This is a genomic window from Sorangium sp. So ce836 (assembly GCF_028553905.1).
In the GTDB taxonomy this organism is placed as follows: Bacteria; Myxococcota_A; Polyangia; order Polyangiales; family Polyangiaceae; genus Sorangium; species Sorangium cellulosum_D.
This window is the reverse complement of sequence record NZ_CP102233.1, coordinates 8,862,940-8,885,231: the sequence shown is the minus strand read 5'-3', so window position 1 is coordinate 8,885,231 and position 22,292 is coordinate 8,862,940. Positions and strand designations below refer to the sequence as shown.

The 22,292-nt window shown below is 71.9% G+C and carries 17 protein-coding genes; 8 read left to right on the top strand and 9 right to left on the bottom strand.

Features of this window, described 5'->3' with window-relative positions; translation table 11 throughout:
* Positions 1–215 precede the first annotated feature (215 nt).
* The gene (locus NQZ70_RS32135; protein WP_237244238.1) at positions 216–1,814 is read left to right on the top strand and encodes a serine/threonine-protein kinase; all 1,599 of its coding nucleotides are present in this window, start codon (positions 216–218) and stop codon (positions 1,812–1,814) included.
* Positions 1,815–2,047: 233 nt separating this feature from the next.
* Here the strand turns inward: NQZ70_RS32135 and NQZ70_RS32130 are convergent, their stop codons facing one another.
* On the bottom strand, positions 2,048–3,082 hold the full coding sequence (locus NQZ70_RS32130; RefSeq protein WP_165374279.1) for a BON domain-containing protein: 1,035 nt from the start codon (positions 3,080–3,082) through the stop codon (positions 2,048–2,050).
* Positions 3,083–3,182: 100 nt separating this feature from the next.
* On the opposite strand from NQZ70_RS32130, the gene NQZ70_RS32125 reads away from it, so the two are divergent.
* Positions 3,183–4,967 (top strand): MutS-related protein, encoded by a 1,785-nt coding sequence (locus NQZ70_RS32125; RefSeq protein WP_237244237.1) that lies wholly within the window; start codon positions 3,183–3,185, stop codon positions 4,965–4,967.
* A gap of 65 nt (positions 4,968–5,032) precedes the next feature.
* The gene (locus NQZ70_RS32120; RefSeq protein ID WP_129577633.1) at positions 5,033–6,016 is read left to right on the top strand and encodes an aldo/keto reductase; all 984 of its coding nucleotides are present in this window, start codon (positions 5,033–5,035) and stop codon (positions 6,014–6,016) included.
* A 104-nt stretch (positions 6,017–6,120) separates the two neighbouring features.
* Here NQZ70_RS32120 and NQZ70_RS32115 read toward each other — a convergent pair whose 3' ends face one another.
* Entirely contained in the window at positions 6,121–6,612 is a 492-nt protein-coding gene (locus NQZ70_RS32115; RefSeq protein WP_237244236.1) for a phage holin family protein, read from the bottom strand.
* Positions 6,613–6,727: 115 nt separating this feature from the next.
* Complete coding sequence (gene argG / locus NQZ70_RS32110) at positions 6,728–8,080, bottom strand: argininosuccinate synthase (protein WP_129577632.1); 1,353 nt, start codon at positions 8,078–8,080, stop codon at positions 6,728–6,730.
* Positions 8,081–8,320: 240 nt separating this feature from the next.
* Between argG and NQZ70_RS32105 the strand changes: the two genes are divergently transcribed.
* Positions 8,321–9,148 (top strand): hypothetical protein, encoded by an 828-nt coding sequence (locus NQZ70_RS32105; protein WP_129577631.1) that lies wholly within the window; start codon positions 8,321–8,323, stop codon positions 9,146–9,148.
* A gap of 314 nt (positions 9,149–9,462) precedes the next feature.
* Here the strand turns inward: NQZ70_RS32105 and NQZ70_RS32100 are convergent, their stop codons facing one another.
* From NQZ70_RS32100 to NQZ70_RS32090, 3 genes are all read right to left on the bottom strand, one after another.
* Complete coding sequence (locus NQZ70_RS32100; RefSeq protein ID WP_129577630.1) at positions 9,463–11,637, bottom strand: anthranilate synthase component I; 2,175 nt, start codon at positions 11,635–11,637, stop codon at positions 9,463–9,465.
* An 88-nt stretch (positions 11,638–11,725) separates the two neighbouring features.
* Positions 11,726–13,870, bottom strand: coding sequence for a chorismate-binding protein (locus tag NQZ70_RS32095; RefSeq protein WP_129577629.1), 2,145 nt, complete (start codon positions 13,868–13,870; stop codon positions 11,726–11,728).
* A gap of 100 nt (positions 13,871–13,970) precedes the next feature.
* Positions 13,971–15,251 (bottom strand): isochorismate synthase MenF, encoded by a 1,281-nt coding sequence (locus NQZ70_RS32090; protein WP_129577628.1) that lies wholly within the window; start codon positions 15,249–15,251, stop codon positions 13,971–13,973.
* 554 nt (positions 15,252–15,805) lie between these two features.
* Here NQZ70_RS32090 and NQZ70_RS32085 point away from each other — a divergent pair.
* The 3 genes from NQZ70_RS32085 to NQZ70_RS32075 all read left to right on the top strand — a co-directional run bounded on the left by NQZ70_RS32085 (position 15,806) and on the right by NQZ70_RS32075 (position 19,131).
* A complete protein-coding gene (locus NQZ70_RS32085; protein WP_129577627.1) occupies positions 15,806–17,209 on the top strand; it encodes an ABC transporter substrate-binding protein in 1,404 nt (467 codons plus the stop codon).
* 100 nt (positions 17,210–17,309) lie between these two features.
* Positions 17,310–18,242, top strand: a complete 933-nt coding sequence (locus NQZ70_RS32080; protein ID WP_129577626.1) for a carbohydrate ABC transporter permease — start codon at positions 17,310–17,312, stop codon at positions 18,240–18,242.
* A 1-nt stretch (position 18,243) separates the two neighbouring features.
* Positions 18,244–19,131, top strand: coding sequence for a carbohydrate ABC transporter permease (locus tag NQZ70_RS32075; RefSeq protein ID WP_237244234.1), 888 nt, complete (start codon positions 18,244–18,246; stop codon positions 19,129–19,131).
* Positions 19,132–19,159: 28 nt separating this feature from the next.
* On the opposite strand, the gene NQZ70_RS32070 is transcribed toward NQZ70_RS32075, so the two are convergent.
* The 3 genes from NQZ70_RS32070 to NQZ70_RS32060 all read right to left on the bottom strand — a co-directional run bounded on the left by NQZ70_RS32070 (position 19,160) and on the right by NQZ70_RS32060 (position 20,746).
* Positions 19,160–19,696, bottom strand: coding sequence for a hypothetical protein (locus tag NQZ70_RS32070; protein ID WP_129577625.1), 537 nt, complete (start codon positions 19,694–19,696; stop codon positions 19,160–19,162).
* Entirely contained in the window at positions 19,693–20,289 is a 597-nt protein-coding gene (locus tag NQZ70_RS32065; protein WP_129577624.1) for a DUF4166 domain-containing protein, read from the bottom strand. The genes NQZ70_RS32070 and NQZ70_RS32065 overlap by 4 nt, the downstream gene beginning before the upstream one ends.
* 79 nt (positions 20,290–20,368) lie before the next feature.
* The gene (locus NQZ70_RS32060; RefSeq protein ID WP_129577623.1) at positions 20,369–20,746 is read right to left on the bottom strand and encodes a hypothetical protein; all 378 of its coding nucleotides are present in this window, start codon (positions 20,744–20,746) and stop codon (positions 20,369–20,371) included.
* A 317-nt stretch (positions 20,747–21,063) separates the two neighbouring features.
* Between NQZ70_RS32060 and NQZ70_RS32055 the strand changes: the two genes are divergently transcribed.
* Positions 21,064–22,251, top strand: coding sequence for a hypothetical protein (locus NQZ70_RS32055; protein ID WP_129577622.1), 1,188 nt, complete (start codon positions 21,064–21,066; stop codon positions 22,249–22,251).
* Positions 22,252–22,292: the final 41 nt, after the last annotated feature.

Below are 22,292 nucleotides of genomic sequence, written 5' to 3'. Positions count from 1 at the left end.
ACGGCTCCAGGTTTTTCACTTCACCGGGCCCGCTGCGTCTGTTGCTCCGATGACGAAAACGCAAACTCTTCGTATTGACTTGGACGCACAATTAATGAATTTTGCATACTGAGGTGGGTGTGATCGGAGAACAGGGAGCGTCGATCCTCAGAGACACGCCGACCCAGCTTGGGCTCGGCCGATATCGTCCGATTGCGAAGCTCGGCCGCGGGGGGATGGCGGACGTCTTCCTCGCCATGGCTCACGGGCCGGCCTCCGTGAACAAGCTGGTCGTCGTCAAACGCCTCCGCAGCTTCGCGGACGAGGAGGATCGCCAGGTCCTCATGTTCATGGACGAGGCCAAGCTCTCGGCGCGCATGAACCACCCGAACGTCGTCCAGACCTACGAGGTCGGCAGCGACCAGGAAGGGTACTTCATCGTCATGGAGTACCTGGAGGGCCAGCCGCTCAAGCGCGTCATGAAGGCGGCCATGGATCGGGCGTCCGGCACCGGCGGGCTGGTGCGCGGCACGTGGATCCGGATCGTCGCCGATGTGCTGCGCGGCCTTCATTACGCGCACGAGCTCTGCGATTTCGATGGCAAGCCGCTCGGGATCGTGCATCGCGACGTCTCCCCGCACAACATCTTCATCACGTACGACGGCGCGGTGAAGCTCGTCGATTTCGGCGTGGCCAAGGCCGCCGTCAACTCCTCCAACACGGAGAGCGGGACCTTCAAGGGCAAGCTCACCTATATGGCGCCCGAGCAGGTCACGGCGGGCAAGACGGTGGATCGCCGGGCGGACATCTTCGCGGTGGGCGTCGTGTTCTGGGAGCTCCTCGCCGGGCGGCGGCTGTTCGAGGGCGATCAGATCACCGTGATGCATCAGCTCCTCTTGGGGAAGATTCCGCGCCTCTCGACGGTCGTGCCGGGGATCCCGATCGCGCTCGACCAGATCGCCGCGAAGGCCCTTGAGCGCGACCCGTCGAAGCGCTTCGCGACGGCGCAGGAGATGTGCGACGTGCTCGAGAGCTACCTGCAGTGGTCGGGCGAGGACGTGCGCGGGGAGTTCCTCGGCGCCTGCATGCGGGGCATCTTCGCGGAGAGCAGGGCCAGCATCCGCCAGCAGATCAAGGCGCAGATCGAGCGGGTGACGAGCTCGATGATGATCAGCGAGGGCTCGGGCCAGGTGACGCTGAGCGGAATCGGCCTCTCGGCGGGTCCGTCGAGCTCTCGCTCGGGCGGCAGGCTCCCCTACGTCGGCGAGCCCAGCAACTCGGGCATCGAGCGGGGCTCGAGTATGGAGCGGGGCTCGGGCATCGAGCGGGGCTCGGGGTTGGAGCGGGGCTCGGGCATCGAGCGAGGCTCGGGCGTCGAGCGGCCCAGGACCCCGGTGAGCGACTCGGTCAGCCTGCGCGCGACGACGACGGTGCCCTCGTCGCCCTCGAGGCGCGGCTACCTGCTCGGAGCGTCCGGGCTCGCCGTGCTGGCCGCGGTGGCCGGGGGCGCGCTGCTCGTCGCGAGCAAGCGCGCGCCCGCGGTCGAGCCTCCCGTGGCCGCCGCCGCTGCGCGCGGCGCGGAGGCCGTGGAGGCCGTCGAGAAGAAGCCGGACGAGGCCCCCAAGGTGAGCGTGGTGATCGCGAGCGACCCGCCCGACGCCACGGTGAGCTGGAAGGGGAACACGCTCGGCAAGACGCCGCTCAAGACCGAGCTGCCCGTGGGCACGCAAGTCGTGGTGGTGTCCCGGTCCGGCAGCTTCGACGAGACGATCATGCTGACGCTCACCCCGAACGAGTCGGTCGAGCGCTCCGTCAAGCTGCGGCCCACGAACTGAACGGTCGAGTCCAGGCGGCGTCCACGGCCGAGAGCACCCGTGGGGCGAAGATGGGTAGGGCGTCGCCGAGCCAAGGAGAAGAGAGAAGAGAAAAGGAACCACCGAGGCACCGAGGGCACAGAGGAGAGAGAAATTGCCTTTCTCTCTCCTCCCTCTGCGCCCTCTGTGCCTCGGTGGTTCAAATTCTTCCCCCCTCGGCGTGCCCGGCGCTCATGGCAGCTGGAGCGCCGAGGTCACGGCGATGATCCGTAGTGGATCTGGGAGATCACCTTGGTGACGCCCTTGGCTTCCATGGCCTCCTTCACCGCCTCGGTCGCCTCCTTCACGCTGGCGACCTTGCCTTGCAGCGTGACCACCCCGTTGTGCACCGTCACGCTCAGCTTCTTCACCGTTTCGTGGTCGCTGTCCGCGAGCTTGCCGCCCACCGCGTTGCGGAGCGCCTCATCGGCCTGCCGCTCGCCCGAGCCCTTCGACTCCTTGGTGGCGACGACCGAGCCGTCGCGGTTGAAGCTGACCTGGTAATCGTTGTCCTTCGCCTCCTGCGTCCACGTGTCGCGCGTGCTCGCGACGGCGCCTCCAGCCTGACCCTTGTCTCTGGCACCGCCGGTATGGCCTTGCGTCTCGCGGCCTTGCGTCTGCCCCTTCGCCTCGCGGCCCTGCGTCTCTCGACCTTGCGTCTGGCCCTGCGCTTCTCGACCTTGCGTCTGCCCCTGCGCCTCTCGACCTTGCGTCTGCCCCTGCGCCTCTCGGCCCTGCGTCTGGCCCTGCGCCTCTCGACCTTGCATCTGGCCCTGCGCCTCTCGGCCCTGCGGTGCGCCCTGGTCTCTGGGAGCCGGCGTCGGCGCCGCCTGCTCGCGCGCGCTTGCGCTCCGGTCGCCCTTCAGCGCGCCGGTCTGCTCGCCGACCCGGTTCATCTGCTCGTTGGCCTCGCGGCCCACCTCGCGCCCTTGCTCGGCCAGCTGCTCGGCCTTGTTGCCCACGCGCTCGGCCTGCTCGCGCGCCTCCCGGCCGAGCTCCTGGCCCTCCCGGGCGAGCTGCTCGGCCTTGTTGCCCACGCGCTCGGCCTGCTCGCGCGCCTCCTGGCCGGGCTTCTGGTTCTGGCCTTCAGGCGGAGCGTTCCTGTCGCCCGTGCTCCGGTCCCCCGGCTCGCGGACCGCTCCCTCCGCTCTCTCGCTCTCGCTCCTGCAGGCGGTGCCGACGAGGGCGAGCGCAAGGACGGTTGCGCCGGAGAACCAGCGCATTCTGCTCATCGTGCAGCGATAGCTCATGGTGCCTCTCCGGCCGCACACCCAGGCAGGCGCCGTGCCATGAACGCGGTCGATCCCGGCCGCTCGGGAACAACCGCGCGGCGCGCGTGTCGGGACCGCCATGCCGAGATCTTCCCTGGCCACCGCAGAGCGGCGGCGCCGGACGCTGGACGAGCGCTCCGGCCCGACCCATCGTAGGCTCGAGATCGTGAGCGCGGCGCCGCCGGAACCCGTCCTGCCAGACGCCTCGCCCGGTCAGCGCGCCGCGCCCGACCTCCTCTCCCACCGGCCGGCGCTCCGGGTCGACGCGCGGGCCGTCAAGGAGTCGCTGGCGTTCGCCTTCGCGGGCGGCGCGCCCGCGGGGGCGCTCGACCGGCACGTCGAGTCGGCGTCGCTGCCCGCGTCGACCTGGGACCCGGCCCGCTTCGCGCAGCACGTCTTCCTGCAGGAGCTCATCGTGGGCTGCCTGCACTTCACGACCGAGGGGCGCACGCGCATCCCGAGCCCAGCGCTGCTCGGCCGCGCCCTCTCCCAGCCGCCGAGCGACCGCGACACGGTCGAGCTCCGGCGCGAGATCTTCCGGGAGCTCACCGGCTCGGAGGCGCTGCGCCGCGACCTCGCGCGCGCCTACGCGGCGCTGCGCCGCTGGGTGAGCCAGCTGGAGACGATCTCCATCTCCCGCCGGGAGGGCAGCCGCCGCCGGCTGGACATCCTCGTCGCCGCGAAGGAGGCGTTCGACGCGCTCGCCGACGGGTTCGCGGGCGCCCGCTCCGGCCTCGCGCGGCTCCCGGCGTTCGGCGCGGCCGTGCGCGAGACCGAGGCGTACCGCCGCCTCGCGGACCTGCTCGCGTACGACGAGGGGCTCGCGACGCTCGAGGTCCGGATCCGCGTCGGCGCCGACGGCCACGTCCGCGATCTCCGCGCCCTGTCGATCCGCGAGAACAGCGAGAACCGCTTCTATCAGTCGCCGATCGGGCGCGTGGTCACGAAGCTCGTGATGCTGTGGCGCGGATATCGATTCAGCGACGACGAGGTGCTCGCCCGCTACGTCAACGGCGTGTTCGACGGCATCGAGGACGATCTCGTCGCGCTCGTCCAGCTGCTCGGAGATCTCGAGTTCTACCTCGCCGGCCTCGCGCTGCGCGAGCGCGCCCGCGCGGCCGGGCTCGCCGTCTGCCTGCCGGAGCTCGCCTGGACCAGCGGCGCGCGCGACGAGGCCCCCGGGCGCGCGCTCAGGGGGCTCTTCAACCCGCTCCTGCTCGCGACCTCGGCGAGCATCGTCGCGTGCGACATCGCGACCGAGCACCACGACGCCACCGTCATCGTGACCGGGCCGAACTCGGGGGGAAAGACGCGGCTGCTCGAGGCGCTCTCGCTCGCCCAGATGCTCGGTCAGGCGGGCTTCTTCGTGCCGGCCGCGGAGGCCCGCCTGTCGCCGTGCCACGGGCTCTTCGTGTCGCTGATCGAGCAGGCGCAGGCCGACCAGAGCGAGGGCCGCCTCGGGATGGAGCTCCTGCGCATCCGGTCGCTCTTCGAGGCGATGCAGGTCGGCGACATGGTGGTGCTCGACGAGCTCTGCTCCGGCACGAACCCGTCGGAGGGCGAGGAGATCTTCCAGCTCGTGATCTCGCTCCTCGCGGAGCTCCGCCCCCAGGCCTTCATCACGACGCACTTCCTGGAGCTCGCGGCGCGGCTCGAGCGGGAGCGGCCCGTCGATCGGCTCGTGTTCCTGCAGGTCGAGCTCGACGCGCAGCAGTGGCCGACGTACCAGTTCGTGGACGGGGTCGCCCGGACGTCGCTCGCGCATCGGACCGCGGCGCGGCTCGGCGTCACGCGCGAGGAGCTCGTCGCGCTCGTCGAGCGGAGCAAGCGCGCGCACCGCCGCCGCGGTGTCGAGCCCGCCTGAGCGCGCGCGGGCCGGTGGAAAGGCGCGCTCGCCGGGGGCGGAAAAATCTGGTTGTATGCGCCGCCATGGAATATCGACCTCTTGGCAGGACGGGTCTCCGCATCTCCTCGGTGAGCTTCGGCGCCTGGGCGATCGGGGGCACCTGGGGCGACGTCGACGACAAGGAGTCGGTCGCAGCGCTGCACCGGGCCGTCGATCGCGGCGTGAACTTCTTCGACACCGCGGACGTGTACGGCGACGGCCGGAGCGAGCGGCTGCTCGCGCGCCTGCGGCGGGAGCGGCGCGAGGAGATCGTCATCGCGACGAAGGCGGGCCGGCGGCTGAGCCCGCACACGGCGGACAGCTACAACGAGGGGAACCTCACGGCGTTCATCGAGCGCAGCCTGAAGAACCTCGAGACGGACGCGCTCGACCTCGTCCAGCTGCACTGCCCGCCGACGGACGTCTACTATCGACCCGAGGTGTTCGACGCCCTCGATCGGCTGGTGAAGGCGGGCAAGATCCGCTTCTACGGGGTCAGCGTCGAGCGGGTGGAAGAGGCGCTCAAGGCGATCGACTATCCCGGCGTCCAGTCGGTGCAGATCATCTACAACGTGCTCCGGCAGCGCCCGGCCGACCTCTTCTTCCCCGAGGCGAAGCGCCGTCAGGTCGGGATCCTGGCGCGGCTGCCGCTCTCCTCGGGGCTGCTCACCGGCAAGATGAGCGCCGCGACGACGTTCGCGGCCGACGATCACCGCAACTTCAACCGCGAGGGCGCCGCGTTCGACAAGGGCGAGACGTTCTCCGGGGTCGACTTCGACCTCGGCCTCGAGGTGGTCGAGGAGCTCCGCCCGCTCGTGCCCGCCGGCGTGAGCATGGGCGCGTGGACGATGCGGTGGATCCTCATGCAGGACGCGGTGACGTGCGTGATCCCCGGGGCGAAGCGGCCCGATCAGGTCGACCAGAACGCGAGCGCGGCGGACCTGCCCGCCCTACCGCCGGAGACGATGGCGAAGATCCGCGAGATCTACGATCGCCGGCTGCGGGCGGCGGTTCACCACCGCTGGTAGGCCCTCGGCGAGGAGCGCCGCGGCCGACGGCGCCGCGGCGCGGCTCCGCCCGCTGGCCGTGCGGCCCGTGTCGGCCGGAAGATCTGGGGCAGGTCAGGGGCAGGTCAGAGGATGCGCGGCAGGAGCCACCCGGCGAAGGAGACCAGGGCGGCCGTGCCGAAGAGCGGGCCGAGGCCCCGGATCTCGAAGTCGTCGATGAGCTTGTCCGTCGCCCAGAGCAGCACGGAGTTCACGACGAGGCCGAAGAAGAGGTAGGCCAGGCCGAGCGTGAGGATGGCGGCGGGCAGGAGCGCCACGGCGACCAGGAACTTCACCAGCCATCCGAGGAGGAGGTTCAGCAGCGTGAACACGGCGGCGACGACGAGCGCCGTCTGGGTCCTGCGAATCCGCACGCCGGGCATGAGCTTCGCGCCGATGAGGACCGCGATGCCCGCGGCGAGCGCCTGGATGATGAGCGTCTTCATGACCACCTCCCTGGGCCGGCACCGCTCGCGGCGGGCCGGCGTTCGCCCGTTCTTGGTGACCCAGGTGTGGACCGAGCGCAACCCCGCCCGGTACAGGAGGGGGGCTCGCCCGGACACTTCTTCACGTTTCACGTGAGCAGCTTCAGGTGAGCAGCTCCGGGTGAGCAGCCGGGCAGCTCCGGCGGCCAGGCGGCGCGCGCCCGCGCAGCGCGCGGCGAAGGGCGAGGAAGCGCGCCTCCTCGCCCGGTCACTCCTTCGGCTTGTCGCCGCCGAGCAGCTCGCCGATGGCGGGGGCGCCGCCCGGGCCGAGGGCCTGGGTGCTCTCGATGAGGTGGATCAAGAGCTGGCGATTGTCCGTCACCGAGAGGTTCTGGAGCTCGAGCGCGCCGATGCGGTCCTCCGGGGTGAAATAGGCCTCTTCGACCTTCTCCATCGAGAGCTTGTGCGGCGCATACGCCATGTAATCGGCGCGCGTGTTCAGGATGCTGTAGTCGTCGCCGCGGCGCAGCTCGAGCGTCACCTCGCCGGTCACGCCGGGCGCGATCCAGCGCGAGAGCGCGTCCTTCAGCATCATGGCCTCGGGGTCGTACCACTTGCCCTCGTAGAGCAGGCGCCCGAGGCGACGGCCCTGGGTGAAGTACACGTCCAGGGTGTTCTCGTTGTGGATGGCGGACAGGAGCCGCTCGTAGACGGCGTGGAGCAGGGCCATGCCCGGCGCCTCGTAGATGCCGCGGCTCTTCGCGTCGATCACTCGGTTCTCGATCTGATCGCTCATGCCGAGCCCGTGGCGCCCGCCGATCCGGTTGCACTCGACGAACAGCTCGAACAGCGAGCCGTAGCGCTTGCCGTTGATCGTCGTCGGGACGCCGCGCTCGAACCCGAGGGTGACCGTCTCGGCCTCGATGGCGACCTCCGGCCGGAAGGAGGCGACGCCCATGATGGGCTGGACGATCTTGATCCCGGTGTTCAGGTGCTCGAGATCCTTCGCCTCGTGCGTCGCGCCGAGCACGTTGGCGTCGGTGCTGTACGCCTTCTCCGTCCCCATGCGGTAGGGCAGGCCGTGGCGCTCGAGGTACTCGCTCATCTCCTTGCGCCCGCCGAGCTCTCCCACGAACTTCGGGTCGAGCCAGGGCTTGTAGATCTTGAGCGAGGGGTCGACGAAGATGCCGTAGCGATAGAACCGCTGGATGTCGTTGCCCTTGTGCGTGCTGCCGTCGCCGAAGACATGGACATCGTCGTCGCGCATGGCGCGCACGATCGCGGTCGTGGTCACCGCGCGGCCGAGCGGCGTGGTGTTGAAGTATTTCTTGCCGCCCGTCGAGAGGTGGAAGGCGCCGCACTGGATGGCCAGGATGCCCTCGCGGACGAGCGCGTCGCGACAGTCCACCAGCTTGGCGGAGACGGCGCCGTGCTGCAGGGCGATCGGCGGGATGTCGCCGGGGGAGTCCTCGTCCGGCTGCGCCAGGTCGGCGGTGTACGCGTGCACCTTGAGCCCGTTGCGCGAGAGCCACGCCACCGCGCACCGCGTGTCGAGCCCGCCCGAGAACGCGATGCCGAGGTGGGTGCCGGCCGGGGGAAGTGAACGGAAGATCCTACTCATGGCAGCGCAGCATAGTCGCAACGCGCGCGGGCGCGCGAGCGGAGATCGTGGGGCGGCGGCGCGCTCGGCCGCTGCCGGGCGGCGCGCCGTCGGCGGCCGAACGCGCCGCCCGGGAGGCCGCGCCGAGCGGCCCGACGTCCTCTGGAATCGGGGAGAGCTCGGGCGGCGAGGTACTAGGATGGTGGGCGCCGCGTCACGCGAGCCCTTGTCTTCTCCGATTCTCCGATGAGGTACACGCCCATGCCGAAGCTTTCGTACGTCGAGATCGCCCGGATCGAGGAGCGCCGGCTGGCGCTCGGCACCTCCTCCGTGGTCGCCTGCGCCGAGCCCATCGCGGGCGGGTGGATGGCCTTCGATGGAGACGGCTCCTGGGGCAACTTCGCCGCGGGGCTCGGGCTCGATGGGCCCATCTCCGACGAGGACCTCGATCGCCTCGTGGCGTTCTACGCGGCGCGCGGCATGGAGCCGCAGATCCAGGTCTGCCCCTTCGCGCACGAGTCGCTGGTGCGCGGCCTCGCCGAGCGCGGGTTCGTGCTGCGCGAGTTCGAGAACGTGCTCGCGCGCGAGATCGCGCCGGACGAGGATCTCCGCGCGCTGGTGCCGCACGACGGCCCCGCGGGGCTCGAGATCGTGCGCGTCGATCCGCGCGACGAGGCGCAGGTCCGGGCGTTCATCGAGGTGTCGACGAGCGGTTTCAGGGCCGAGGACGAGCCGATCACGCCGGCGCTCTTCGAGATCACCCGCCGTGTCGTCGCGCAGCCCGGCTGCGACTCGTACCTGGCGCTCGTGAACGGCGAGCCCGCCGGCGGCGGCAGCGTGGAGATCGCCGGCGACGGCGCCGCGCTCTTCGGCGCCTCGGTGCTCCCCCGGTTCCGCGAGCGCGGCATTCAGCAGCGGCTCATCGTCCGCCGCCTGGAGCGGGTGCGCGAGCGGGGTCGCCTTCTGGCGTGCATCAGCGCGAGCCCGGGTATCCCCACGGAGCGCAACGCCCTGCGGCTCGGGTTCTTCATGGCATACAGCAAGGGTGTCTTTGTGCAGCGAAGGGGAAACTCGCGATCCCCGACCTGAGCTTTCCCTGGCGCCGCAAGACTGTCCTCGCGGCTCGCCGATTTTGCAGGTGTGCAGCGCTGCAATTGCAGAAGCGCAACGATCGCCCCGGACAACCCTGCGAAATGCCCGACTACGACGGAATGACGCCATGGCACGCTCGGTGCACTAAGGCAGCCCAGCGTCGCTGGCGTGGCCTTTCCCCCCCCCCGAGGCCCCGGCGGCGCTTTTTCATTTTGTGGTTTGAATCGGTTCAGCAGAACCGCGAGAGGGAGTGCGCCGCGCGGCTCACTCCCTCTCGCGGGGCGGGCGATCCGGGATCCCCAGCCGCCGCCTTACCGCTTTACCGCTTCAACCTCGCGCCCCCGACGCAGCTCGGCCACCGCGTTGCGCACGAGCCGCAGCCCCACGTTGTCGTCCTGCGAGAGGATCGACTCGGGGTGGAACTGCACCGCGGCCATCGGCAGCTCGGCGTGCTCGATCGCCATCACGACCCCGTCCTCGGTCTCCGCCGTGATTTTCAGGGAGGAGGGGAGCGCGTCGCGCAGCGCGTGGAGCGAATGGTAGCGCCCCGCGTGGAACTCGCGCGGGAGCCCCTCGAAGATGCGCCCGCCCAGCACGCGCACCTTCGAGGCCTTGCCGTGCATCGGGTAGTCGAGCACGCCGAGCTTGCCGCCGAAGTGCTCGACCATCCCCTGCAGGCCCAGGCAGACGCCGAACACGGGCAGCCGCCGCTCGAGCAGCGCCGAGAGCGTCCCCGAGAGGTTGAAATCGCTCGGCGTTCCAGGGCCCGGCGAGAGCACCACCAGATCGGGCGCGTAGGCGTCGAGCTCCTCGTGCGGGAAGCCGGCGCGCAGCGTCACCACCTCGGCGCCCGTCTGCCGGAGGTAGTTGGCCAGCGTGTGCACGAACGAGTCCTGGTGATCGACGAGCAGCACCTTGAGGCCGCCCCCCGGCACCGGGTTGATCGCCGCCGGCGCCGCCGCGGGCACCCCGCGCGGCCTCCGGATCGCGTCGATGAGCGCCGACGCCTTCACGTGGGTCTCGCGCTCCTCCTCGTCGGGATCCGAGTCGTAGAGCAGCGTCGCGCCCGCCCGGACCTGCGCGACGCCCTCCTTGATCCGGATCGTGCGCAGCGTCAGCCCCGTGTTCATGCTGCCGTCGAAGCCGACGATCCCGACCGCGGCCCCGTACCACGCGCGCGGGGAGCGCTCGTGATCCTCGATGAACTGCATGGCCCAGGCCTTCGGCGCCCCCGTGACCGTGACCGACCACGTGTGCGCCAGGAACGCGTCGAGCGCGTCGAACCCGTCGCGCAGCCGCCCCTCGACGTGATCGACCGTGTGGATCAGCCGCGAGTACATCTCGATCTGCCGGCGGCCGATCACGCGCACGCTCCCCGGCACGCAGATGCGGGACTTGTCGTTGCGATCGACGTCCGTGCACATCGTGAGCTCCGACTCGTCCTTCGCGGACGCGAGCAGGCGCGCGATCTGCGCCGCGTCGGCGATCGGGTCGCTGCCGCGCGGGATGGTGCCCGAGATGGGGCACGTCTCGACGCGGTTGCCCTCGACGCGGACGTACATCTCCGGCGAGGCGCCGACCAGGTACTCGGCCTCGCCGAGGTTCATCAAGAAGCCGTAGGGCGCGGGGTTGCGCTCGCGCAGGCGGTAAAACAGCTCGGTGGGCGCGGCCGGGCACGGCTCGTAGAACGTCTGGCCGGGGACCACCTCGAAGAGATCGCCCCGCTTGAACGACTCCCGCGCGACCCGCACCAGCGCGGCGTACTCGCCCGGCGCATACTCGTTCGGCGGCGCGCTGTGCGCGCCCACGTAAGCCCGCGTCGCGCCGTCGCGCGGCAGCCCCTCGGTCGAGCGATCGCCGAACTTGAGCTCGTAGCGCGTGCGCGTCGCCCGCTCGCGGCGGTGGTCGACGGCGACGATCTCGTCGGGGAGGTAGAGGACGAGATCCCGCTGATCCGCCGGGCGCTCGAGGCGGAGCCGGATGGGCTCGAACTGGAAGGCGAGATCGTACGCGAACGCGCCGTAGAGCCCGAAGAGCGGATCGCCCGGGACCCCGAAGAGCTCGATCATCCGCCGCAGCACCGAGAAGATGGACGGCTGCCGGCTGCGCAGCTCCTCCGGCACCCGCTCGCCCGCCGGCCGGACCGCGCCGACCACCTCGTCCGCGCGGCGCTCGACGGCCTCGATGGGGTCGTAGCCCCGGAGGGACTCCTCGATGGCCGGCAGGAGCACGCGCCCGCGCTCGTTCAGCGCGGTGAACCGGAAGTCCCGGCCGCGGGAGACGAGCACGAGCGGGGGATCGATGAAGCCGATGTCCCAGCGCGTGTACCGGCCCGGAACCTCGTAGCTCGACGCCAGGATCACGCCGAGGTGGCTGTCGAGCGCCTCGACGATCGGCTGGATCGCGCCGTCGACGGCGAGGTCCTCGACTTCCCGTCGGACTGCGACGCCCCTCCGCGTAATGTTGCTCTCTCGTTTCACGACCACGTCTCCTTCTACGCGGCGAGTATACGCGGTGCGGCATGGGCGCCGCACCCGCTTCTTCGCCGCGCGCACGGGTTCGTCGGGTACGTCATCAGCGTGTCGCGTGCGCGCACGGCGCGGGCGCTCGGCCGGCGTCCGCGACGCGCTCCGCGAGGTAGACGGCGCGGAGCAGGGGGAAGCTCTTGACGAGGACCTCCTCGTACTCCGCCTCCGGGCTCGACTCCGCGACCACCGCGCCGCCGCTGCCGAAGCTGACCCCCTCGGCGTCGGCGACGAGGGTCCGGATGGCGATGTTCATGTCCATCGGGCCCTCGTAGGCGAGGTACCCGATCGAGCCCGTGTACACGCCCCGCGCGCGCCGCTCCAGGGCGTCGATGATCGCGATCGTCCGGTGCTTCGGCGCCCCGGTGATCGAGCCGCCCGGGAAGCACGCCTCGAGCGCGTCGAGGGCGCCGCGGCCCTCGCGCAGCGCGCCCGTGACCACCGAGGAGAGCTGGAGCAGGGTCGCGTGCTCCGTGATCCGCAGGAGCTCCTCGACCTCGATCGAGCCCATGGCGCACACCCGGCTGAGGTCGTTGCGGACCAGGTCGATGATCATGAGGAGCTCGGAGCGGTCCTTGTCGCTTGTCGCGAGATCGCGGCGCAGGGCCAGCGTCTCCTCCTCGGTGGCGCCCTTCGGCCGCGTCCCCTTGATCGGCTCGCTGCGCGCGCGCCGCGCCCGGTCCACCGAGAGGAACCGCTCCGGCGAGGACGACAGCACCGCGCCGTCCGGCAGCCGGAGGTAGGCCGAGAACGGCGCGGGGTTCGTGCGGCGCAGGACGCGGTAGAGGGCGAACGGGTCCACCGAGGTCCGCACGCGGAATTCGTTCGTGAGGCACACCTCGTACGTCTCGCCCTCGCGGATCTCGCCGAGGATCGCCTCGACGGCGTCGAGGTGCTCCCTGCGCGAGAGGCGCGGCGCGTGCGCGACGCGATCGGCGAAGCCCTCCGGGACGGGCGGCATGGCGAGCGCCGGGAGGGCCGGGAGGCCCTGGAGGCGCGCCGCGATCTCGTCGAGCCATGCTTCCGGCGAGGGCGGCGAGGGCGGCGAGGGCGGCGGAGGCTCGTCCGCGACGATCGCGCACGCGTACACCGCGCGCTCGACGTGATCGAAGGCGAGGAGCCGCCGCGCGATCATCATCGCGCTGTCCGGGAGCGCGCGGCGCGGGTGGGCGGACGCGCCGAAGCCGAGGTGCTCCTTGAGCTCGTAGCCGAGGTAGCCCACGAGGCCGCCGGTGAAGTGGAAGGGCAGGCCGCTCGGCTCGAGCGACATGGACGCGAGCTCCCGCCGGAGCGCCGCGAACGGGCTCCCCTCGGACATGGCCGGGGTGAGGAGCCCCCCGGGGCCGCCGGCGCTCCACCGCGTCACGGCGGCGCCGTGGCTCTCGATGGCCTCGGTCGCGCTCCCCATGAACGAGAAGCGCCCGTCTCGGCCGGGCGCGCTCGAGTCGAGCCAGAACGCGTACGGCGCCGCGGCGAAGAGCCCGGCGAAGGCCCGCTCGGGGTCGACCCAGGGGAGCCGGAGGTGCCGCACGCGGCCGCGCTCCCGCGCGCCCCCCGGCGCGGAAGGCGCGCGCGCGCCCGCGCCCGGAGCCCTCCGGCCGCGGGCTGCCTCCAGGGCGATGTCTCGGAAATTGCTGAGGATCTTCTTGCCGTGCTCGGTGCCGATCGACTCGGGGTGGAACTGCACGCCGTAGAGCGGACGATCCTTGATCTTGAGGGCCATGATGAGCCCGTCGCCGCGCGTCCGGGCGGTCACCTCGATCTCGGGCGGGAGCGCGTCGTCGCCGACGATCAACGAGTGGTAGCGCACCACCTTGAACGGGCTGGGCACGCCCTCGAACAGCCCGGTGCCGTCGTGCTCGACCTCCGAGACCTTGCCGTGCATGACGCGCGGCGCGTGCTGGACGCGCCCGCCGAAGCGCGCCGCGAGCCCCTGGTGGCCGAGGCAGACGCCGAGGATCGGCGTGTCGGCGAGCGCCTCGATCACATCCATGCAGACGCCGAAATCGGCCCGCCGCTCGGGGCGGCCGGGGCCGGGCGAGAGGACGATGCCGTCCACCTCCAGGTCCCTGATCTCGGCGAGCGAGAGGCTGTCGTTCCTGACGACGATCGGCTTCTCGCCGTTCACCTCCCAGAGGTACTGCCCGAGGATGTGGGTGTACGAGTCGTAGTTGTCGATGAGGAGTGTCTTCACGGCGAAGCTCCCCTCCGGGCCCGCGCGGCGGCTGCAAGCGCGGCCCGGCCGGCGCGGCGGCGCTCGGCGCGGGTGAGGCGCCCGGGCGGCGGCCCTGGCGTCAAGGGCGGATGATGGCGGCGAGCATGGCCTGGAGCTTGAGCTGCGTCTCGACCAGCTCGGCCTCCGGGCTCGAGCCGGCGACGACCCCGACGCCCGCGACCATGCGGGCGCGCGCGCCGTCGACGGTCGCGCTCCGGATACCGATGAACCAGTCGCCGTCGCCGCGGGCGTCGACCCAGCCCACGAGCCCCGCGTAGAGCCCGCGCCGGATGCCCTCGTGCGCGCTGAGCCAGGCCTCCGCCGCGTCGCGCGGGGTGCCGCACACGGCGGGCGTCGGGTGCAGCCGCGCGGCGAGCGTGAGCGCGTCCGGCGCCGTCTCCTTGAGGTGGCCGTGGATCGGGGTGCCGAGGTGCATCACGTTGCGGAGGCTCAGGATCGACGGCTCGCTCGGGACGTCGAGCGACGCGCACTCCGGCGCGAGCGCCGCGGCCACGGCCTCCACCACGAAGCGGTGCTCGCGCTGGTCCTTCGCCGACTTCCGGAGGACCTCGGAAAACCGGCGATCGGCGTCGACGTCGGCCGAGACCGCGTACGTGCCGGCGAGCGGGTGCGAGGAGACGGCGCGGCCGCGCCGCGAGAGCAGGAGCTCCGGGCTCGCGCCGAGGAAGCCGTCGACGTGGAAGATCGCGCACGAGGGGTAGAGCGCGGTGAGGCGGCGCAGGACCTCCTCGACGACGATGGGCCGGTTCGCCTCGACGTCGACCGCGCGCGCCACCACGACCTTGGAGAGGTCCCCGTGCTGGATGTCGGCCACCGCGCGCGCGATGCGCCCGCACCACTCTTCGTGCGGGAGCGCCGATTTGAGCGTGAAGCTGTCGGGCGAGCGCCGGTGGCTCTCGGCCCGCTCCAGGTGCGGCGGGGGGGCTGTGCCCTCACCGACGGTGGTGACCCACGCGGTCCCGTCGGGCGCCACGCCGACGACCTGGGCCGGCACGACGAGCGCCGCCGGCTCGGTCCGGTCGAACGGCAGGGCGCCGAGCGCCACCGGGCCGCAGCCCGGGCGGCCCACGGCGTCGGAGGCGGCGATCGACGAGAGCGCCTCCTGGATCCACGCGACGCCGCCCTCGATGCCGTGCGGCAGCTCCAGGCGGGCGGCGACCCCGTGGGCGATCAGCTGCGCGCTGGGGTGCATCCAGACGCGCGCGCCGTCTCCCGCGAGCGACGAGATGCCGCCGGGCATCCTCGCGAGCGTGTCAGCGTCGAGCCGGACGGTGCGGGCGACGAGCCGTGCCGAGAGGCGGGGGGCATCGGCCAGAGAGGAGAGCGTGAGGGGGGTCATGCACAGCGGTGCGCAGGTCGGTTCGGGCTCGTCCTGCCCGGCAGGACCAGCCTGGGACCGGCAGGCCGAGAGCCCGCGGCTCCATGCCGGATCGCGAGCGCCGGCCGCGCAGCATCGGCTCTACCGCCTCCGGAAGGGCTCCGCAAGCGCAAAGCAGCCCGCGCCGAGGGCGCGAGGGCGCGGCGTTCGGCCGCTGAAATGGCGCTTTCGGACGCGCGCCCCGCTTCGCGCAAACGATGCGCGCTCGCCTCGCGAGGCGCTGCGCACCTCGCCCCGCGTCTCATCTCCGACTGTCGCGCTCGCCAAACGCCTTGTCGCGGCCGCGCCTCCCGCCGTCAGCACAGAGAGCGGTGCTCCGTCCTCTGTGTGATCCGAGGGCGCTCGCGTGCGGCGCCTCCGGAGCGACGCATGAGATCCCTTGCCCCGGAGCGCGCAATTGTTCGATGCTTCCGCAGGCTTCACCTTCGCGGCGCTCGGGAGCGGCGTGTCTCGATAGCTCCGAGGCCCCGGGCATGTCGAAATTCTTCACGACTGAGCTCAGAAAGGATCCTGCGATGGACCTCACCCGGCCACATGACCCCCGCGCGTGGCGAGCCACAGCGCTCCTCCTCTTCGTCGTCGGGCTGTGCGCCTGTCGCGGCGACAAAAGCCCGCCTGCCGGCGAGAGCCGCCCTCCCGCCGCCGCCACGACCGCGGCCGCGGTCGCCGAGGCGCCGGGCGACACGGCGATCAAGGCGCAGCCCCCCGCGGTGCCGAACGCCGCCGAGGCGAAGAAGCACGCCGGCAGCAAGCTCAAGTATTACAGCGAGCCGCTGGGGGTGGGCGCCGAGCTCGACAAGGTGATGGTCAAGCAGTTCCAGCAGGACACCGGCATCGAGGTGACCATCATCCCGAGGCCCAAGGACGCGACCGAGACCTACGCTGTCTACCAGCGCCTCTTCCAGGCGCAGTCCGGGGACGTGGACGTCATGATGCTCGACGTCATCTGGCCGGGCGCCTTCGCGCAGAACCTCGTCGACCTGAACGAGAAGCTCGGCGAGGCCGCCAAGCAGCACATCGAGAGCATCGTGCGGAACAACACGGTGGGCGGCAAGCTCGTGGCGATGCCGTGGTTCACCGACTTCGGGCTGCTCTATTATCGCACCGATCTGCTGGAGAAATACGGCTACAAGAAGCCGCCGGAGACGTGGGACGAGCTCGAGCAGATGGCGAAGAAGATCCAGGACGGCGAGCGCGCGAGCAACCCGAACTTCCTCGGCTTCGTCTGGCAGGGCAAGGCCTACGAGGGGCTGACCTGCAACGCGCTGGAGTGGATCGCCTCGCACGGCGGCGGCGCGATCATCGAGGACGGCAAGATCACCGTGAACAACCCGGGCGCCCAGAAGGCGCTCGCGCGGGCCAAGGGCTGGGTGGGCTCTATCTCCTCCGCCGGCGTGACGAGCTACGAGGAGGAGGACGCCCGCAACACGTTCCAGGGCGGCCACGCCGCCTTCATGCGCAACTGGCCTTATGCGTACGCGGCCGGCAACGCCGACAAGTCGCCGATCAAGGGCAAGTTCGAGGCGGGCCCGCTGCCGCACGAGCCCGGCCAGAAGAGCTCGGGCACGGTCGGCGGGTGGCAGCTCGCCGTCTCGAAGTTCTCGCCGAACAAGGACGCGGCCATCGAGTTCGTCCGCTACATGACGAGCCCCGAGGCGCAGAAGTTCCGCGCGACCGCGGGCTCGTTCATCCCGACCATCCCGTCGGTGCAGCAGGACCCGGACGTGGTGAAGTCGCTGCCCTTCCTGGCGAACGCGAAGGACATCGCGCTCGTGCCGCGCCCCTCGAACAGCACCGGCGCCCGGTACAACGAGGCGTCGATCGCGTTCTTCCAGGGGGTGAGCCAGGTCCTCCAGGGCAAGGCGCCGAAGGAGGTGCTCGGGCAGGTGGAGCAGCGCCTGACGCGCGCGCTCCGCTGACCCGGCCCCGTCGCGTCGCCCGGGCTTCGACGCCGCGAGCCGCGCGGCGTCGAAGCTCGAGATCTCCCGGCCACACCACCTCGCGAGAACGGATCATCCCATGAGCACGCCGGAGAACAGAGAGGCCACGACCGCGGCGCCCCGCGCGGACAGCGCATCGTTCGAGGCGCGGCGACAGCGGCGCGCCTGGTTGTTCCTGCTGCCGACGCTCGTGGTCGTCGCCTTCATCGCCCTCTATCCCCTGGCCCAGACGTTCTACCTGAGCTTCACGAACGCGCGCCTCGGCACGGGGGAGCCGGCCACGCTCGTCGGGGCGCAGAACTACGTCGACCTCGTGCAGGACAGCTACTTCCACGACGCGGTCCTGCTCACGGTCTTCTTCACGGTCGTCACCGTGCTGAGCGAGCTCGCCCTCGGGCTCGGCATCGCGCTCCTCGTCAACTCCCAGTTCAAGGGGCGCTCCGCGGTGCGCGCGGCCATGCTCATCCCCTGGGCCATACCGACGGTCATCTCCGCCCAGATGTGGAAGTGGATGTACAACGACGTCTACGGCGTCTTCAACGATCTCCTCGTCAACCGGCTCGGCGTCCTCCCTCGCAACGTCGCCTTCGTCGCCGATCCCGACGTGTCCTTCTGGGCGGTCGCCATCATCGACATCTGGAAGACGACGCCGTTCATGGCGCTCCTCCTGCTCGCCGGGCTGCAGCTCATCCCGAGCGATCTCTACGAGGCCGCGCGGGTCGACGGCGCGACGCCGCTCCAGCAGTTCACCCGGATCACCCTGCCGCTCCTCAAGCCCTCGATGCTGGTCGCGCTCATCTTCCGCACGCTCGACGCGCTCCGGGTGTTCGACGTCTTCTTCGTCATGTTCGGCAACCGGCCGGACATGCAGACCATGGCGACGTACGCCCAGCAGACGCTGGTCAGCGTCTCGAACATCGGCTACGGCTCGGCGATCTCGGTCGCCCTCTTCCTGATCATCGCCGTGTTCATCCTGATCTATCTCGCGGTGTTCCGCACCGAGGAGGCGTGAGATGAACGGTCCTTCAGGTCCTTCGCTTGGCTCCGGGGTGCAGCGCTCGCCGGCGCAGCACGCCTTGCGGGCCCTGTTCTACCTGCTCGTCGCCGCGGTCGTCGTGTTCACCGTCTTCCCGTTCGTCTGGGCGTTCGTCTCCTCCATCAAGCCCGACGACGAGCTCTTCACGACCCCGGTCCGCTACTGGCCCGGGCGCCCGACGCTCGAGAACTACCGCCTCGTGCTGGACAACGGCGAGTTCCAGACGGCGCTCCTGAACAGCGTGATCGTCGCCGTCTCGGTCACGGCCCTCTCGCTCGCCGTCGGCTCGCTGGCCGCCTACGCGCTCGGGAGGTTCCGGTTCCGCGGGCGCAGCGCCGTGCTCTACGTCGTCCTGGCGATGACCATCTTCCCGCAGATCGCCGTCCTCGGCGCCCTGTTCGAGATGATCAACTTCTTCAAGCTCTACAACCAGCTGCCGGCGCTGGTCCTGACGTACCTCATCTTCACGCTCCCCTTCACGGTCTGGGTGCTCACCGGCTTCTTGAAGGCGATCCCGCGCGAGATCGAGGAGGCGGCCTACGTCGACGGCGCGACGCCGTGGCAGGTGTTCACCAGGATCATGCTGCCGCTGTCGGTCCCCGGGATGGCGACGACCGGCATCCTCGCCTTCATCGCCGCCTGGAACGAGTTCCTGTTCGCGCTCTCGTTCACCCAGACGCCGGACAAGCGCACGGTGACCTACGCCATCCAGGCGTTCTCGACGACGACCAGCGGGCTCTACGAGATCCCGTGGGGGCAGACCATGGCGGCGTCGATCGTCGTGACCGTGCCGCTGGTCGTGCTGACGCTGGTCTTCCAGCGCCGGATCCTCGCGGGGCTCACGGCGGGCGCGGTGAAGGGCTGACGGGGCGGCGCGCGGCGCGGGCGCCGGCTCACGCGCGCCCCCACGGGAAGCGGAGCCAGCGAGGCCCGTAGACGGCGCCGAGATCGCGCAGCCCCGAGAGCAGCACGCCGGCGGCCATGAGCGGCAGGATCACGCGGAGGGCGAGCGGCGCGTCCCAGCGGGAAAAACCGGTGGGCGCGAGCGACCAGCGCCGGAGCTCGGGGAGCAGGTGCGCGAGGGCGGCGCCGTAGACGATGCCCATCACGGCGTGCATCGCCCGCTCTCCCGGATAGACGCCGCCGAGCGGCCGCCGGACCGCGTCCTCGACGATGAAGTCGCGGAGCGTGATCGCGATCTCCGCGAGCAGGAGCGCCGCGAGCGCCCACGCGGCGAGCCCCTCCCAGCGCACGAAGGGCAGGGAGGCGAAGAGCACCGCGTACACGAGATCGCGGGCGCCGTGCAGCACGAGCTCGGGCGCGGTGCCGGGCACGCCGCCGGGCAGGCGGGCGCGCCACTCGTGGTAGTAGAGCGTGTCGAACGCGCCGAGCGCGCCCTGCACGGCGAGGAGCACGAGCGCCGTGATCACGCGGCGCCCTCCGGCGGAGGCGCGCCCGGCGCGACGGCGCGCGCGGAGGGCGCCGCGCCTCGCTCCTCGCCCGCCACGCGGCCCTCGTACGCGACGAGCAGCCCGGCGACCGGCGCGAAGATCCGCACGTCGACGCGGACCTCGTCGCGCGAGGGCTCGGCCCGCCCCTCGACCCGCGGGGCGAGCCACCGGGGCAGCGGCAGCCCGAAGCCGCGGAGCCCGAACGTCGACCGCGCCTGCTCGAACACGAGCGCGCCGCCCTCGGCCCGGAGCCGGAACCAGCACTGGATCGGGCCGAGCGCCTCCACCAGCAGATCCCCCGAGCGCCACTGCGACGAGCAGAGCAGGCGGCCGCCGAAGGCGCGGATCCACCGCTCGCCGTCGCCCGAGCGCTCGACGGCGAGCGTCACGAGGACGTCCTCCGCCGCCGCGGGCATGCGCAGCAGGGCGGCGAGCAGGCGCGCCGCGAGCCCGCGGCCGCGGCGCACGCGGAAGCGGCCGCGGGCGCGCGCGCCGCCGCCGTGGAGCGCCTGGACCGGCGGCGCGAGCGCGGCCCACGCGGAGCCGAGGAGGGCAGGGTAGAGGGCAGGCATCGGGGCACCGCGCGCCGCGATCGAGCGGGAGCGCGAGGGCGCCTCGCGCGAGCCATCGCCCGTCCGGCGCGACCTCTCGTCAGCCGTCCTCGGGGAGCATCTCGCGCGGCAGCGCGGGGCTCCTCGGGGCGACGACCGCGTCGGCCAGGTCGCGGATCTTGACGAGGAGCGCGCTCTCCGCGTCGCCCTCCGTCTCCTCGCAGAGCGACCGGATCTGCCAGAGCAGCTTGCGCGTGCGCCGCAGCTCGAACACGAGCCACCGTGTCTCCGGCCGCGCCTCCAGCGGGTGGCGCTCCAGGGCGACCTCGATCTCGCGGATGCGCTCCTCGATCTGCTCGCCGGTCGGAAAGATGCGGCCGTTCCCGTGACAGTCCTTGCACAGGAAGGGGCCGGCGTCGGTGTTGATCTCGCCTTCGCCGTAGCAGCTCGTGCACGTAACCAGATCGTAGGAGTTCATGGGGCGCCACTCTATCCGATCCTGCGCGCGCGGTGCTCGCGGCCCGCGCCGATCCTGCGCGCGCGGCGCTCGCGGCCCGCGCCGCCGGTCCCCTCGATCGCGCGGCGTGTCGTCGAGCGCGGGAGCGGCGGCGACGCCCTCCTCGGACGCGCGCGGCGCCGCGAGCGCCGCTGCATTCGTGCTTCGTCGCGCCAGCCTGGCCGGGGCGGATCGGGCGTCCGTGGCCGTTCGAGATCGCGACGCGTCCGGCCCAAGGCGATCGCGGCCGGCGCGTCCTAATTCCGCTTACGCCGTTCCTTGCGGTAATGGGAGCCTCCGTGACCTGCCCTCATCCTTCGCGCCGGGGTGCGCTGTGCGCCGTCCTGGCCCTGTGCGCCGTCTCCCTCGGCTCGTCGCGCGTCGCCTCGGGGGCCCCGCCGCTCCCTCGGCTCGCCGTCCACCGGGCGCCCTCGGCCGCCGACTGCCCGGATGCGGCGTCGCTCGCCGCCGCGGTCGAACGCGTGATGAACCGGCGCGCCGTCGAGCCTGCGAGCGAGGGCGGTCCGCCGGCAGGCCCGGGCGGCGCTCCCGCGGGGGCCGACGACGCCGCCGCAGGTCCGGGCGGCCTTCCGGCAGGCGCGGGCAGCGCGCCGGCAGCCGTCGGTGATGCCCCCGCAGGCGCCGGCGTTCCCAGCGGCGCCGGCGCCCCCGCCGCTCCGGCGATCGCCGGCGTTGCCCCCGAGTTCGAGGTGCATTTCCTCCGCACCGATGCCACCTACACCGCCGTCCTCCAGGCGGGAGGCCGCGCCCGGCAGCTCTCGTCCGAGCCGGGCGCGACCTGCGACGAGCTCGTCGAGGCGGTGGCGCTGACCGTCGCCATCCTGCTCGACAGCCAGCCGGCGCCTCCTCCCGCGCCGCCCCCGGCCGCGCCCGCCCCGGTCGCCGTCCCGCCGCCGCGCCCTCCGCCTCAGGCGCCGCGCGGGGACGTCGCGCTGGAGCTCGGCGCCGCGGGGACCGTGGGCATGCTCGATCCGCTCCGACCGGCCGCGATGGCCGACGTCTTCCTGCGGCGCAGCGCCTGGTCCGCCGGGCTCGGCGCGGTGTGGCTGCCGCGTCAGGACATCGAGATCGCCCCGGGCGCCGTCTCCGTCGGGCTCGTCGCCGCGACCGCGCGCGGCTGCGCGACGCTCCTCGGCGAGCTCGACGCCTTCCGGCTCTCGGCCTGCGCCGTGTCGCTGCTCGGCGCCGTCCACGGCGCAGGCAAGGGGTTCGACCCCGACCGCGAGGCCGCCGCACCCTGGTTCGCCGTCGGCGCCTCGGCCCTCGCGGAAGGGCCCCTCTTCGGCACGCGCGCGCTCGGGTGGGCCGCGCGCGCCACGCTCCTCGCGCCGGTCGTGCGGACGCGCGTCACGATCGAGCGCCGCGCCGGCGCCGAGGTGGGCGCCGCCGTGACCGAGGACCCCGCGCTCGATCCGTCGCCGGTGGGGTTGCTCGTCGGCCTGAGCGCCCGCGTGTCGATTTTCTGATGGCGAGGCAGGAGACCCTCCACAGACGGGGTGAGCATGGC

Excerpts from the sequence above, each read along its gene's own strand:
- NQZ70_RS32120 (WP_129577633.1), top strand. The coding sequence starts at position 5,033 with ATGGAATATCGACCTCTTGGCAGGACGGGTCTCCGCATCTCCTCGGTG.
- argG (WP_129577632.1), bottom strand. The coding sequence starts at position 8,080 with ATGAGTAGGATCTTCCGTTCACTTCCCCCGGCCGGCACCCACCTCGGC.
- NQZ70_RS32105 (WP_129577631.1), top strand. The coding sequence starts at position 8,321 with ATGCCGAAGCTTTCGTACGTCGAGATCGCCCGGATCGAGGAGCGCCGG.
- NQZ70_RS32125 (WP_237244237.1), top strand. The coding sequence starts at position 3,183 with ATGCCGAGATCTTCCCTGGCCACCGCAGAGCGGCGGCGCCGGACGCTG.
- NQZ70_RS32060 (WP_129577623.1), bottom strand. The coding sequence starts at position 20,746 with ATGAACTCCTACGATCTGGTTACGTGCACGAGCTGCTACGGCGAAGGC.
- NQZ70_RS32075 (WP_237244234.1), top strand. The coding sequence starts at position 18,244 with ATGAACGGTCCTTCAGGTCCTTCGCTTGGCTCCGGGGTGCAGCGCTCG.
- NQZ70_RS32085 (WP_129577627.1), top strand. The coding sequence starts at position 15,806 with ATGGACCTCACCCGGCCACATGACCCCCGCGCGTGGCGAGCCACAGCG.
- NQZ70_RS32080 (WP_129577626.1), top strand. The coding sequence starts at position 17,310 with ATGAGCACGCCGGAGAACAGAGAGGCCACGACCGCGGCGCCCCGCGCG.
- NQZ70_RS32130 (WP_165374279.1), bottom strand. The coding sequence starts at position 3,082 with ATGAGCTATCGCTGCACGATGAGCAGAATGCGCTGGTTCTCCGGCGCA.
- NQZ70_RS32090 (WP_129577628.1), bottom strand. The coding sequence starts at position 15,251 with ATGACCCCCCTCACGCTCTCCTCTCTGGCCGATGCCCCCCGCCTCTCG.
- NQZ70_RS32065 (WP_129577624.1), bottom strand. The coding sequence starts at position 20,289 with ATGCCTGCCCTCTACCCTGCCCTCCTCGGCTCCGCGTGGGCCGCGCTC.
- NQZ70_RS32135 (WP_237244238.1), top strand. The coding sequence starts at position 216 with ATGGCGGACGTCTTCCTCGCCATGGCTCACGGGCCGGCCTCCGTGAAC.